We start from the raw sequence: 12,990 nt of genomic DNA on the forward strand, positions 1-12,990 counted from the left end.
GCTGATTTCATCCGTACACCAGTTTGACTATCGCCAGGATGCCGATACATACGATGAAGCCCCGAAGAACGGGCGCGGGCAGTTTCCGGCCGACCTTCGCCCCGAGGAAACCACCGATCGTGGCGCCCAGCGCCACCATCGCCACCGCCCGCCAGTCCACCTCCGCGACCGCGATGAACAGGATCGCGGCGGTGCCGTTGACGAGCAGCGAGAGCACGTTCTTGGCGGCGTTCACCCGCTGCAGGTCGTCGTCGAGGAAACTGCCGAGCAGGCCGATGAGCAGCACCCCTTGGGCCGCGCCGAAGTAGCCCCCGTAGATCCCGGCGGCGAACACCCCGACCCACAGCCACGGTCCGCCGTGGGGGTGCTGGTCCTCTCTGCGGGCGCTCAGCCACCTGTTGAGCCGGGGCTGGATCACCACCAGCACACAGGCCAGACCGATCAGGATCGGCACCACCACGTCGAAGGTGTCGCCGGGAAGGAAGAGCAGCAGCACACCGCCGATGAGGGAGCCCGCGACCGAGGCGGCCCCCAGCCGGATCAGCCGGTCACGCTGACCGCCGAGCTCGGCTCGGTAACCCAGCGCGCCGGTCAGCGACCCGGGCACCAGCCCGATGTTGTTGGAGACGTTGGCGACGATCGGCGGGATCCCCAGCGCCACCATCGTCGGGAAGGTGATCAGCGACCCCGAGCCGACGACCGCGTTGATGCCCCCGGCCGCGACTCCGGCCACGAAGATCGCAATAATCTCCCACGGCGTCATGACGCCCCTCTCGTTCATCCGGCTCGCGCCCGTCGACGGTGCACGGCACTCACCGGATGTTAGGAGAGGAGCGCACCCCGACCGGCGGCGGGGGTGTCCCCGACACCCCCGCACCCGCGGCTCAGCCGCGCGGCGCCGATTCCAGGCCGACGGTGGCCACCGGAACGGCGTGGCCGGCCGCCGCCGCCCGGACGGCCGCCGGACCTCGGCTCTCAGAGATGGTTCGCCCGTGCGTACCAGCGGCCGTCGGGTCCCCGTTCCAGGTTGAGGGGGATGTCAAAGGTCCGGGACAGGTTGTCGGCGGTCATCACCTGGTCGATCTCCCCCTGGGCGACCACCGAGCCGTGCCGGAGCAGCAACGCGTGGGTGAATCCGCTGGGCACCTCCTCCACATGGTGGGTGACCAGCACCATCGTCGGTGCCTTGGGATCGTGCGCGAACGTCGACAGGCGGCGGACGAGATCCTCCCTGCCACCCAGGTCAAGCCCGGCGGCGGGCTCGTCCAGCAGCAGCAGCTCGGGGTCCGGCATGAGCGCCCGGGCGATCTGCACCCGCTTGCGCTCGCCCTCCGACAGCGTGTTGAACCGGCGCCGGATCAGGTGGGCGGCGCCGAACTGGTCGATCAACTCGACGGCGCGGGTGACGTCGTCCGAGTCGTACTCCTCCGTCCAACGGCCCAGAATCGCGTAGGAGGCGGTGAGCACCAGGTCGATGACCTTCTCCTCCGGCGGCACCTTCTCGGCCAACGCGGCGCTGGCGAGCCCGACGCGGGATCGCAGCTCGAACACGTCACTCTGACCGAGCCGCTCGTCCAGGATCTCCACGATGCCCTCGGAGGGGAACAGCATCGCCCCGACGACCTGCAGCAGCGTCGTCTTTCCCGCACCGTTGGGGCCGATGACGACCCACCGCTCGTCCTCGTGAACGGTCCAGTCGATGTCTCGCAGCAGGACCGCCCCATCCCTGCGAACGGTGACGTCCTGTAGCCGAAGCACCTGACCGCCCATCCCCTACGCCTCCTCATTAATCGCTCGAACAAAACCTATTGCAGGACAAGCGCATATCGTGGATCGGTGCACCTTGATTCACCGATCTCGGCCACCCTGGTCTGCTGGGGCAACGCCTGGCTCACCGGCCAGGCCGGCCTCGACGAGGCCGGCGACCGCGTGGAGCGGCTGGCCGGCCCGCAACTCGTCGCCGGGGAGACCGGCGACCTGCCCCTCCGTGCCTTCCTCGCCGACCTGCGGGTCGAGGGCATGAAATCCCTGCGCCTGGCCCTCCCCGTCCCGGGCGACCCGCTCGGACTCACCGGCCCGCCCTCCTTCAACTCCGCGGCCATCGAGGCCGGACAGGCGGCGATAGCCGTGCTCCCGGGCAGGTGCCTCGGCCTGGTCCCCGTGCGGGACCGCCGCGGGTCATCGTACGCCGGGGTGCGTTGGAGCGTGTCAGAGGCAGGCCTCAGTGCTCCGGACATCCCCTCCCTGTCCGAGGCCGAGCACACCCTGACGCTCACGATGCGCGCCGCCACCGACGCCCTGCTCGCCGTGGAGGGCCCGGCCCAGGGCCATCGGCGGGTGCAAGCCGTCGACGACGGCCTGGCCCCCGGCTACCCGGCCCGCGCCCACCGGGTCGCCGCCCTCGCCGCCCGGCTCGCCGCGGTGCTCCAGGTCGCCGACGACCGGGGCCTCACCTCGGTCCAGATCACCACCCGGAGTGACGCCCTGCGCGATCTCGACCGCGCGGTACGGCGGGCACGGGTAGCCGCCCACCACGCCATCACCGAGCTCGTCTGACGCGGCGACCGGCCCTCCGGCGACCGCCGGAGGAGGAAGTCCCGTGACATCGGGAGCCGCGCGACGACCCACTACGCGATGGCGTCCCGCTCAGGCCAGGAAGGCCCGTGACCTCGGGACCTGCGCGACGACCCGCTACGCGATGGCGTCCCCTTCAGGCCAGGCCGTGCCGTACCGCGTAGAGGGCCGCCTGGGTCCTGTCCTGCACACCCAGCTTCATCAGCACATTGGAGACATGGGTCTTCACGGTCTTCTCCGCCACCGCCAGCTCCCGGGCGATCTCGCGGTTGGACCGGCCCGAGGCGATCAGGGTGAGCACCTCGCGCTCCCGGTCGGTCAGCGGTGCCACATGTCTGCCCGCCCCGGCCGCCGCGGGAGGGGGGACGGGGCCGGACAGCATCGCCTCGGCGGCCTCGGGGGCGAGCAGCACCTGACCGCTGTGGACCGCGCGGACGGCCTGGACGAGTGCGGCCGGATCGATGTCCTTGTAGAGGAATCCGGACGCGCCGGCCCGCATCGCCGGGGCGACGTCCTCCCGATCACTGACCGAGGTCAGCACCAGCACGCGCGGGCGCAGGCCTCGCTCACCCAGCCGGACCAGCGTGCCCAGGCCGTCGAGGACCGGCATCTTCAGGTCGAGCAGCAGCACGTCGGGAGCGAGCGACGCGACGAGGTCCACCGCTTCGGCGCCGTCGGCCGCCTCCCCGACCACGTCGACGTCGTCCTGCAGGTTCAGGAAGGTGCGCAGACCCTGCCGGACGACCGGATGGTCGTCGGCGATCAGCACGCGGATCACGTGGGCACCTCCATCCGCACCAGGGTCCCACGGCCCGGCTCCGAGGTCACCGACACGCTCCCGCCCAGGGCCTGCGCCCTGTCCTGCATCGACGGGATGCCCAGTCCCCGCCCGGTGGCCGCGGTCACGTCGAACCCGGCCCCGTCATCGCGCACCTCCAGGATCACCCGGTCTCCCCGGCAGCCCAGCCACACCCCGACGGCCCGCGCCGCCGAGTGCCGCGAGGCGTTGTGCAGCGCCTCCTGGGCCACCCGCAGCACGACCACCTCGGTGGCCGGTTCGAGCGCGCACACCGGGGACTCGTCGAACGTGAACGAGGCCGGGTGCAGCCGGTCCAGCAGGCGCACGTGCTTGCGGAGCGTCTCGGCCAGTCCGTGGCGGCCGAGTTCGGCCGGGCGGAGCTCCACGATCACCGCGCGGAGCTCGGCCAGGGCCTCCCCCGCCAGCCGTTCCACCCGCTCGATCTCCGCCAGCGCCCGAGCGGGGTCGCGGGGCACCAGCGAGGCCGCGGCCTGCGCGGTGAGCCGGAGCGAGAACAGCTTCTGGGTCACCGCGTCGTGCAGTTCCCGCGCCATGCGGGTGCGTTCCTCGACCAACGCCAGCTCCCGGCCGCGCTCGTAGAGGCGGGCGTTGGTGAGCGCGATCGCGGCGTGCGCGGCGAACATGGTGAGCAGCCGCTGGTCGGCCTCGGTGAACCCGCCGGGGGTCCGCTTGTTGGACAGGAAGAGGATGCCGAGCACCTCGTCACCGTCGAGGACGGGGACTCCGAGGAAGTCCTTGAGCACCGGATGGGCGCGCGGCCAGTATTCGAACCTCGCGTCCCTGCGGATGTCGGGCAGCCGGACCGGCGCGCCCTCGCGCAGCATCGCGCCGAGCATGCCGTGCTGGCGGGGCGTCGGCCCGATCGCCTCCCACTCCTCAGCCGAGATGCCCTCGGCGACGAACTCGGCGAACGCCCCCTCCTCGTCGGGCACGCCGAGTGCGGCGTAGCGGGCGTCCAGCAGCTGCCCCGCCGACCGCACGATGACCTGGAGCACCTCCCGGACCGACAGGTGCCTGGTCACCGCGAGAACGGCCGAGCTCACGGCCTGCAGGACGGCGTCCCGGTCTTCGTTCATCGAATCTCCTTGAGCGGGGAGACCCCGGGCTTCAGCCGTAGGGAGGACGTCAATGAAAAACCCTAGGCGCCGCGCGCACCGGACGGATCCGTCCAGCGCCCTAGGTCCAACAGCCCAGCCGGGGCCGGGCCCTGCGACCGATGTGCGCGGGGCAGCTGGTTCCTACCGTCGAGGGTATGACGAAAACCGCACTCATCACCGGCGCCTCCCGAGGGCTCGGCCTGGCGCTGGCCCGTTCCCTGGCCGCGGACGGCTGGCGGCTGCTCCTCACCGCGCGGGGCGCGGACACATTGGAACCCGTCGCCGACGCACTCGGCGCCCTCGCCCTCCCCGGAGACGTCGCGGACCCGGCCCACCGGGACCGGCTGGCGCATGCCGTACGGGACCACGGGGGGCTGGACCTGCTGGTCAACAACGCCTCCGGGCTGGGCGCGGTTCCGCTTCCACCCCTGGCCGGCTACCCGCTCGACGTGCTGGAGGACCTGTTCAGGGTCAACGTGCTGGCCCCGCTGGCGCTGGTCCAGGCCTTCCTGCCCACGCTGAGGGAGCGTCGGGGCGCAGTCGTCAACATCTCCTCGGACGCGGCCGCGCAGGCCTACGAGGGGTGGGGCGGGTACGGGGCGACCAAGGCGGCCCTCGACCAGCTCTCCAACGTGCTGGCCGTCGAGGAGCCCGGGGTCGCGGTCTGGTGGGTCGACCCGGGCGAGATGAACACGGCGATGCTGGCCGACGCGATCGGCGCCGGGGACGCGGCCTCCGCCCCGGGAGCGGAGACGGTCGTGCCCACCCTGCGGCGGTTGATCGAGGAGCGTCCGGTGAGCGGCCGGGTGAGCCACCCGTGAGCGCGCTCGTACCGGACGTGATGGCATCGGGGTTCGTCCTCCCGCACGACCTGGAGGCACACGAGCCGCCGGAGGCGCGGGGGCTGGCCCGCGACGGGGTGCGGCTCCTGGTCTCGTACAACGGCACCGGGCGGATCGGCCACCACACGTTCGCCGATCTTCCCGGCCTGCTCCAGCCGGGTGACCTGCTGGTGGTCAACAACTCGGCCACGCTTCCGGCCGCCGTCCGGCTCGACCGGCTGGCGGTGCACTTCTCCACGGAGCGCGAGGACGGAACCTGGCTGGTGGAACTGCGCCACCGGACCGGACGCCGAACCGGACCCGAAGGCGGGGACGCCGCGCAGGACGCGCGGAACCCGCGGGAGTCCGGGACGAGCACGGCCGGCACCGTGAAACGGCAGGCGCCCGGAACGGACCCGGACCCGGACCCGGCCGGCGAGCCCTACGCGGGGGGCGTGCCCGGAGAATGGCTGCCGTTACCCGGCGGGGCCACACTGCACCTGCTGGAACGGGAGACCCCGCGCCTGTGGCGTGCCCGGCTGGACCGCGAGGTCCCCTCCTACCTACGGCGGTACGGCATGCCGATCCGCTACTCCTATGTGAAGCGGGACTGGCCGCCGGCCGACTACCAGACCGTGTTCGGGATCCGGTACGGCAGCGCGGAGATGCCCAGCGCGGGGCGGCCGTTCACCACCGGGCTGGTGACCCGGCTGGTCTCGCACGGAGTCGGCATCGCGCCGATCACCCTGCACACCGGGGTGGCCTCCCCGGAGAAGGACGAGCCGCCCTACCCGGAGCGGTTCGAGGTGCCCGAGGCGACCGCGCGGCAGGTCGAGTTCACGCGTGAGTCCGGCGGCCGGGTGATCGCGGTGGGCACGACCGTGGTTCGGGCGCTGGAGACGGCCGCCCTGCCCGACGGCCGTGTCCGGGCGGCACAGGGCTGGACCTCCCACCTGGTGACCCCCGCGACCGGGGTGCGGGCGGTGCACGGCATGGTCACCGGCCTGCACGAGCCGCGCTCCAGCCACCTGCTGATGCTGTCCGCCATCGCCGGAGGCGAGCTGCTCTCCGCGTCCTACGCGGAGGCGCTCAGGGAGGGCTATCTCTGGCACGAGTTCGGCGACACCCATCTGATCCTCCCCTGATCGCCCAGGTGAACAGCGGGAACCCCACCGATCGTCAGCAGCCGGCGATCAAGGTTGGAAGCGTGTGAAACACGGCCTGGCCCGGTCGGGCGTTCCCGGTCCGCGGTGAGTCGCAGCGGTTACGCCCCGTCCCAGGTGACCGGGAGCCGGTGCACGCCGTAGATCAGCATGTCGGTGCGGAGCGGCACCTCCTCCGGCGGTACGGCCAGGCGCAACGTCGGGAACCGCTCGAACAGCGCGGGGATCCCGACCTGCATTTCGACGCGTGCCAGCTGCTGGCCCAGGCACTGGTGGATGCCGTGGCCGAAGGCCACGTGCCCGGCGGTCGGCTTGCGCAGGTCGAACGTGTCGGGGTCGGGAAAGTGCTCCGGGTCGCGGTTGGCCGCCGGGATCGAGACGGTGACCGTCTGGCCGGCCTTGATCAGCTGTCCGGCCAGCTCGACGTCCTCAAGCGCGGTCCGGATCGTGCCGGGGATGATGCTCAGGTAGCGCAGCAGCTCCTCGACGGCCTTGTCGGTGACGCTCGGGTCGGCGCGCAGGACGGCGAGCTGGTCGGGGTGGCTCATCAGCGCGAAGGCGCCCAGGGCGAGCATGTTCGCGGTGGTCTCGAACCCGGCGCCCATCAGGATGCCGCCGATGACGGCCAGTTCCTCGTCGGTCAGCCGGCCACCGGCGACCAGGCCGCCGAGCAGGTCGTCGGTGGGCTCGGCGCGTTTGGCCACCACCAGTTCGCGCATGTACTCCGTCAGGGCGACGAAGATGGCCATCTTCTTCTCCTGCGGGATGTCCAGGCGCAGCAGCGTGGTCATGTCCCGCTGGAACCGGGCCCGCTCCTCGGTCGGCACCCCGAGCAGCTCGCAGATCACCAGGCTCGGGATGGGCAGCGCGAACGCCTCCACCAGGTCCACCGTCGGGCCGAGCCGTTCCATCGCGTCCAGGTGCTCACTGGTGATCTCCTGGATTCGCGCGGTGAGCTGCCGCATCCGGCGGACGGTGAACTGGCCGGTGAGCAGGTGACGGTAGTGGGTGTGCTCGGGCGGATCCATCGCGGTGAAGGCCCCCGGCGGCGCCGGTTGGGGCTTTTCGGAAACGCCCGCTCCGGGGAAGGGGCTATGCGCGAGCTCGGACCGGTGGCTGAAGCGGGGATCGGCCAGGATCGCACGGACCAGGGCGTGGCTGGTCACCAGCCAGCCGACGTGGCCGTCGGGGTAGGCCAGCGGGCTGACGGGATGGTCCGTGCGCAGCCGTGCGAACTCCTCGGGCGGATCGAAGGGACAGCCCGCGGGACGCACGGTCGGGATCGGCGCCGGTGCCGGGGTTGAGGGAGTGGACATCTCGCTCCTTCCAGAGGCGGTCGAGCATGGCCGGGACGGGCCGGGTGGCCACGCCCTCCGCGAGGATCGTGTCTACAACCCATGCAACAACACTTTGTGTAAAAATACAATCGTTGTATGAATAGCTGTGATGTAAGCTTTTCTTCATGGAGGAGACGCGACGCGAGCGCAAGAAACGCCAGACCAGGGAGTTACTCGTCACCACCGCGTTCAGGTTGTTCGACGAGCAGGGCTACGAGCAGACCACCCTCGCGCAGATCACCTCCGCAGCGGACGTGGCCACGAAGACGTTCTTCAACTACTTCCGCAGCAAGGACGACGTGCTGTTCGCCGATGTCGAGCAGTACTACCAGGCGACGGTGGAGGTGATCTCCGAGCGGACACTGGACGAAGGCGTCTCGGACGTGTTGCTCAAGACCTACGACCGGGTCATCGCCCGATTCGCCGAGGGCCCGATATCCGGCGACCCCGAGCTGATGGAGATCTACGGCAGGCTGGTCCTGACCGTGCCGGCCCTCCAGGCCAAGGCCCTGCTTGTGCTGTTCGACCTGCAACGCAGGATCGCCGAGGCGCTCCTGACCGCCTTTCCGGACAAACTGGACCCGATCACCGCGGCTGCGGCGGTCGGCTCCTTGTTCGGCGCCGTCCAGGCGGCCGAGCTCACCAGCCGTGAAATGTTCGGCGACTCGGAGGAGGAATACCTGAAGTCGGCGCGACGTGCCATCGACGTCGCCATGCGCGGACTCAGATCGTTGTGACGCCGCCACACCGCCGGCCCGGACGCCCTCCTCCTGGGTCCCGGGCCTCTCGGATACCAGTCTTCTTGGATCCCGGGCCTCCCGGGTCCCAGGCCTCTCGGGTGCCAGTCCTCTTGGGTTACCAGGGCAGGGCTCCCCGACTTCCCGGGCCGGGCCGTACGGCGTGTCCCGGGTGCGCCATGGATGTGCGGACAGCCTCATATGCGCCGGGCGCGTCGAGCGGGCAGGATCTCCCCCATGACCGTTTCCGCACACCGCGCGGCTCATGGCTGAGCTCAGGGTCGTCCTGGCCGAGGACCACTACCTGGTACGCGAGGGCACCCGCCGGCTCCTGGAGGCCACGGGGGAGATCGACGTGGTGGCGGCGGTGGGCACCGCCGACGAGCTGCTCGACGCCGCCCGGCGGCTCCGGCCCGACGTGGTGGTGACCGACATCCGGATGCCCGGCTCGGCCGCGATCGTACGTGCGGGCATGGAGGGGATCGACGCCGCGCACCGGATCAGGGACGCCTCGCCGGACATCGGTGTCGTGGTGCTCTCCCAGTTCTCCGACGCCGTGTTCGCGCTGGACCTGTTCAGGGACGGCACCGAGGGGCGGGCCTACCTGCTCAAGGACCGGGTCGGGGACATCGACGAACTACTCGGCGCGATCCGGTCGGTGGCCGCGGGCGGGTCGGTGATCGACCCCAAGGTGGTGGAGGGCCTGCTGGCCAAGCGCGGGGTGAGCGGAAATCCACCACCCGCCGAGCTGACCCCCAGGGAGCTGGACGTGCTGCGGGAGATGGCTCACGGCCTGTCCAACGGCGGAATCGCCCGCGCCCTGCACCTGTCGGTCTCGGCGATCGAGAAACACGTCAACTCGATCTTCATGAAACTGGCGCTGGAGAACAGCCCCGACACCCACCGCCGGGTCGCCGCCGTCATCGCCTACCTCGGTCCGCGGTGACAGACCGCCCCGCGCGGATGGCACCGGGCGGGAGAGAACCGTGAACTTCAGGCGTCCGAATGGTGAACCGCATTCATGAGGTATTCCGGGGCCAAGTAGCGTAGAGACCGATGAACCAGCGCACGCTTCTGATCACGTTGACCGGCCCCGACCGACCGGGCGTCACCTCAAGGCTCTTCGCCGTCCTGGCCGGCTTCCCGGTCGTGGTCGCCGATGTCGAGCAGGTCGTCATACGCGGCCGGCTCACCCTGGGCGTCCTCGTCGCCTACGCGGGCGACACCCCGACCGGTACGGGCAGCACCATAGGCGCCCTGTGGACCACCGTCGAACGGACCGCCGAGGATCTGGGACTGCACGTCGAGCTGTCCACCGGATCCGACCCGCAGGAGAAGCGGCGGCGTGGGCGGCTGCACGTCACCGTGCTCAGCGCGCCCCTGCAGCCTGCGGCGATGGCAGGCATCGCGGGCCGGATCGCGGCGGCCGGTGCCAACATCGACCGGATCGAGCGGCTGTCCAACTATCCGGTCACCTGCATCGAGCTGGCCGTCTCCGGCGCCGACCCGGACACGCTCAGGACCGAGCTGGCCGCCGAGGCGCACGCGCAGCAGGTGGACGTGGCCGTGCAGCGGACCGGCCTGCACCGCAGGGCCAAACGGCTGATCGTGATGGACGTGGACTCCACGCTCATCCAGGCCGAGGTGATCGAACTGCTGGCGGCACACGCCGGCTGCCTGGACGAGGTGGCCCGGGTCACCGAGGAGGCGATGCGCGGCGAACTCGACTTCGCCGAATCGCTGCGCCGCAGGGTCGCGCTGCTGGCGGGCCTGCCCGAAGAGATCTTCGAGAAGGTCCGCAAGGAGCTGGTGCTCACCCCCGGCGCCCGCACGCTGGTGCGGACGCTCAAGCGGCTCGACTACCGCTTCGCGATCGTCAGCGGCGGGTTCACCCAGCTCACCGACGCCCTCGTGGACGACCTCGGCATCGACTACTCCGCGGCCAACACCCTTGAGGTCGTGGACGGCGTGCTCACCGGACGGGTCGTCGGCGAGATCGTCGACCGCCCCGGAAAGGCACGGGCGCTGGAGCGGTTCGCCCTGCAGGCGGGCATCCCGATCAGCCAGACCGTCGCCATCGGCGACGGCGCCAACGACCTGGACATGATCGCCGCGGCCGGCCTGGGCATCGCGTTCAACGCCAAGCCGGTGGTCCGCCGGGCCGCGGACACCGCGGTGAACGTGCCCTATCTCGACTCGATCCTCTACCTGCTCGGCATCCCGCGCGCCGAGGTCGAGGCCGCCGATGCCGAGGACGGCGTCACCGTCGCGGAGCGATGAACGAGAACGGCCTCACCGTCGCGGAGCGGTAAGCGAGAACGGCCTCACCGTCGCGGAGCGATGAGCGAGGCCAGCCGGAGGGCCTCGGCGCTGAGCCCCCTCAGGGCGGGTTGCGCGGCGGCCGCATGCCTGATCCCGCGGCGCACCCCCGTCATCTCGTCGGCCGCCCCCTCGGCCACCTCGTCCAGGCGGCGTTCGGTGAGCACGTCCACGTGCGCGCCGAGCTCGTCCAAGATGGCGTCCAGATCGTCGGCCGGCGCCTCCGGGCGATCCGTACCGACCGCTTCGGCGACGTTCTCCAGCCGGTCGGCGACCATGTCGAGAACCGTCGCCGCGGGCCCGGACTCCTCGCCCGGAGGCGGCAGGGCGAACAGGGCGAGGGCGTTGTCACGCAGCCGCCGGGCGGCGGCCACGGCGTCCCTGAGCCGCCGGGGCGCACTGCCTCCGGGCTCCTTGTCCAGCCGGTCCAGGGAGTCGGAGAACCTGCCGGCTGCCTCGCCCGCCGAGAAGGACCGGGCACGCACCTCGTCGGGATCCTGGTCGATCAGTGACCGCACCAGGGCCGCGTGCTCTTCGAGCATGGCCACGGCCCTGCCGGTCAGCTCCGCGCGCTGTCCCCTGGGCCACAGCAGCCGGGCGAAGACCAGCGCCAGTGCCCCGCCCGCGATCGTGAGGACCACCCGCACGGCCGCCGCGGCCCAGTCGAGCCGAAGGGAGAAGTCCGACAGCATCAGCGACAGCGGCGTGGCGAAGACCATCCAATAGCCGTAGCTGGCTCCCCGGAACGCGAACCCCAGCGCAGCGCAGACCGTGATGAACACGATCAGGTAGGACTGGCCCGGCGCGACCGCCAGCACCACCGCCGCGCCCGTCGCACCCACCGCCGTGCCGGTCGCGCGGAGCACCACCCGCTCCACCGTGTCGCGATAGGCCGGCCGGAGGCCGACGATCACGGTCACCACGAACCACTTCGCATAGTGCTCGTGAGCCAGCAACATCAGTGCCATGGCCAGCGTCACCGCGAGGCCCAGGCGCAGCGGATGAGGACCGGACGAGAACACCGGCTTGCGCAACCGGCCGAACCGGGGCAGGCGCGGTCCGACCTCGACCCCTTCGACCGCCCGCTGCGCCACCGACCGCACCGCCGTCCCGATCCGGTCCAGGCACCGGCGGATCTGTCCGAGGAGCACCGCCGCGGGCAGGGGTGCGCCGCCCGCGTGAGCCGACAGCCGGATCTCCTCGACCCGCTCGGCGAACCGTCCCATGGCGCCCAGCGCCTCGGGCACCGCGGCCGAGTCGCCAGCCGTCATGGCCTCTCGCAGCGCGCGGGCCAGCGCAAGGACCGCCTCGTCGAGCTCCGCGGTCCATTCCGTGCGGATGTCCGTCTGTACGGCCGCCGCCCGCAGCACCCGCAGGGCGACGGTCTCATGGAAGATGCGGGTCAGCGTGGCCAGCAGCCGGTCCAGTGCCCGGCTGTCCTCCTCCGAGACCCAGTAGAGGGAGAAGGCCCTGGCCGCGCCGTCCCGCGCGGTAACCGCCCGGCGGCGCAGTTCCTCCCAGCCCTCGTCGGAGAGCCGGTCCTGGCCGACGGCCTCCAACAGGTCGGCCAGCGCCTCACCTGCCTCCTCGAAGGCCTCCCGGAGCGGCCGGAGACGGCGCACCGGCCAGAGCCCGACAAGGAGCAGCGTCATCAGCAGCCCGCCGGCCGCCGCGACCCCCATGTGAGCCGGCGCGCTCATACTCGACGGGGCGAAGTAGCTCAGGACCACGGCGAGCACCGAGGAAATGCTGATCATCGGCCAGTAGGCGCCGGCCATGGCGGCCAGACCCACCACGGCGACGGCCGGCCAGGGATAGGGCTGGATCAGCGCACCGAGGCCGGTACCCAGTGTGACCATGAGCGTGGCCACGAGCAGCTTGCGGGTACGCTCGCCGTACGGCAGGCCGGGGGCGTCCCCGAAGATCGTGAGATAGCCCCCCAGCGCCATCGCCGCGCCCTGGGGAACATGGCCGAGCACGACGCCGAGCAGCAGGGGAAGGCAGATGCCCAGCGCGCACAGCAGGCCGTACCCCCAGGCCGGGCGGTGGGAGATCACGAAGTCGCCCCGCAGCGCCTCGGCGATCTTCCGCATGCCACCCTCCGAGGTCGTCAGGACGGGGG

12 protein-coding genes are annotated in these 12,990 nt (G+C 71.4%); 6 read left to right on the forward strand and 6 right to left on the reverse strand.

The window, feature by feature from the left end; translation table 11 throughout:
- Positions 1 to 7: 7 nt before the first annotated feature.
- Both OHA77_RS18650 and OHA77_RS18655 read right to left on the reverse strand, forming a co-directional pair.
- The gene (locus OHA77_RS18650; protein WP_406319842.1) at positions 8 to 763 is read right to left on the reverse strand and encodes a sulfite exporter TauE/SafE family protein; all 756 of its coding nucleotides are present in this window, start codon (positions 761 to 763) and stop codon (positions 8 to 10) included.
- Between the two features lie 212 nt (positions 764 to 975).
- On the reverse strand, positions 976 to 1,770 hold the full coding sequence (locus tag OHA77_RS18655) for an ABC transporter ATP-binding protein (protein ID WP_406319286.1): 795 nt from the start codon (positions 1,768 to 1,770) through the stop codon (positions 976 to 978).
- A 66-nt stretch (positions 1,771 to 1,836) separates the two neighbouring features.
- On the opposite strand from OHA77_RS18655, the gene OHA77_RS18660 reads away from it, so the two are divergent.
- A complete protein-coding gene (locus tag OHA77_RS18660; RefSeq protein ID WP_406319287.1) occupies positions 1,837 to 2,556 on the forward strand; it encodes a hypothetical protein in 720 nt (239 codons plus the stop codon).
- A 154-nt stretch (positions 2,557 to 2,710) separates the two neighbouring features.
- On the opposite strand, the gene OHA77_RS18665 is transcribed toward OHA77_RS18660, so the two are convergent.
- A complete protein-coding gene (locus OHA77_RS18665; protein ID WP_406319288.1) occupies positions 2,711 to 3,352 on the reverse strand; it encodes a response regulator in 642 nt (213 codons plus the stop codon).
- Positions 3,349 to 4,470: a GAF domain-containing sensor histidine kinase gene (locus OHA77_RS18670; protein WP_326819391.1), complete on the reverse strand. Its 1,122-nt coding sequence runs from the start codon at positions 4,468 to 4,470 to the stop codon at positions 3,349 to 3,351. The genes OHA77_RS18665 and OHA77_RS18670 overlap by 4 nt, the downstream gene beginning before the upstream one ends.
- Positions 4,471 to 4,646: 176 nt before the next feature.
- Here OHA77_RS18670 and OHA77_RS18675 point away from each other — a divergent pair, with 176 nt between their 5' ends.
- Both OHA77_RS18675 and OHA77_RS18680 read left to right on the forward strand, forming a co-directional pair.
- Positions 4,647 to 5,312 carry an SDR family NAD(P)-dependent oxidoreductase gene (locus OHA77_RS18675; protein WP_406319289.1) on the forward strand — a complete coding sequence of 222 codons (666 nt, stop codon included), beginning with the start codon at positions 4,647 to 4,649 and terminating at the stop codon, positions 5,310 to 5,312.
- On the forward strand, positions 5,309 to 6,457 hold the full coding sequence (locus OHA77_RS18680; RefSeq protein ID WP_406319290.1) for an S-adenosylmethionine:tRNA ribosyltransferase-isomerase: 1,149 nt from the start codon (positions 5,309 to 5,311) through the stop codon (positions 6,455 to 6,457). The genes OHA77_RS18675 and OHA77_RS18680 overlap by 4 nt, the downstream gene beginning before the upstream one ends.
- Positions 6,458 to 6,576: 119 nt before the next feature.
- On the opposite strand, the gene OHA77_RS18685 is transcribed toward OHA77_RS18680, so the two are convergent.
- Positions 6,577 to 7,791, reverse strand: coding sequence for a cytochrome P450 (locus OHA77_RS18685; RefSeq protein ID WP_406319291.1), 1,215 nt, complete (start codon positions 7,789 to 7,791; stop codon positions 6,577 to 6,579).
- Between the two features lie 146 nt (positions 7,792 to 7,937).
- On the opposite strand from OHA77_RS18685, the gene OHA77_RS18690 reads away from it, so the two are divergent.
- The 3 genes from OHA77_RS18690 to serB all read left to right on the forward strand — a co-directional run bounded on the left by OHA77_RS18690 (position 7,938) and on the right by serB (position 10,829).
- Positions 7,938 to 8,549: a TetR/AcrR family transcriptional regulator gene (locus OHA77_RS18690; RefSeq protein WP_406319292.1), complete on the forward strand. Its 612-nt coding sequence runs from the start codon at positions 7,938 to 7,940 to the stop codon at positions 8,547 to 8,549.
- Between the two features lie 265 nt (positions 8,550 to 8,814).
- Complete coding sequence (locus OHA77_RS18695; RefSeq protein WP_406319293.1) at positions 8,815 to 9,495, forward strand: response regulator; 681 nt, start codon at positions 8,815 to 8,817, stop codon at positions 9,493 to 9,495.
- 110 nt (positions 9,496 to 9,605) lie between these two features.
- Positions 9,606 to 10,829: a phosphoserine phosphatase SerB gene (gene serB / locus OHA77_RS18700; protein WP_326819385.1), complete on the forward strand. Its 1,224-nt coding sequence runs from the start codon at positions 9,606 to 9,608 to the stop codon at positions 10,827 to 10,829.
- A gap of 44 nt (positions 10,830 to 10,873) precedes the next feature.
- On the opposite strand, the gene OHA77_RS18705 is transcribed toward serB, so the two are convergent.
- Positions 10,874 to 12,961 carry an FUSC family protein gene (locus OHA77_RS18705; RefSeq protein WP_406319294.1) on the reverse strand — a complete coding sequence of 696 codons (2,088 nt, stop codon included), beginning with the start codon at positions 12,959 to 12,961 and terminating at the stop codon, positions 10,874 to 10,876.
- Positions 12,962 to 12,990: the final 29 nt, after the last annotated feature.

Origin of the sequence: Streptosporangium sp. NBC_01639 (genome assembly GCF_045209755.1) — a bacterium.
Lineage (GTDB): Bacteria > Actinomycetota > Actinomycetes > Streptosporangiales > Streptosporangiaceae > Streptosporangium.

Coding starts and splice junctions, on each gene's coding strand:
- OHA77_RS18695 (WP_406319293.1), top strand. CDS start 8,815: ATGGCTGAGCTCAGGGTCGTCCTGGCCGAGGACCACTACCTGGTACGC.
- serB (WP_326819385.1), top strand. CDS start 9,606: ATGAACCAGCGCACGCTTCTGATCACGTTGACCGGCCCCGACCGACCG.
- OHA77_RS18705 (WP_406319294.1), bottom strand. CDS start 12,961: ATGCGGAAGATCGCCGAGGCGCTGCGGGGCGACTTCGTGATCTCCCAC.
- OHA77_RS18675 (WP_406319289.1), top strand. CDS start 4,647: ATGACGAAAACCGCACTCATCACCGGCGCCTCCCGAGGGCTCGGCCTG.
- OHA77_RS18655 (WP_406319286.1), bottom strand. CDS start 1,770: ATGGGCGGTCAGGTGCTTCGGCTACAGGACGTCACCGTTCGCAGGGAT.
- OHA77_RS18670 (WP_326819391.1), bottom strand. CDS start 4,470: ATGAACGAAGACCGGGACGCCGTCCTGCAGGCCGTGAGCTCGGCCGTT.
- OHA77_RS18650 (WP_406319842.1), bottom strand. CDS start 763: ATGACGCCGTGGGAGATTATTGCGATCTTCGTGGCCGGAGTCGCGGCC.
- OHA77_RS18690 (WP_406319292.1), top strand. CDS start 7,938: ATGGAGGAGACGCGACGCGAGCGCAAGAAACGCCAGACCAGGGAGTTA.
- OHA77_RS18685 (WP_406319291.1), bottom strand. CDS start 7,791: ATGTCCACTCCCTCAACCCCGGCACCGGCGCCGATCCCGACCGTGCGT.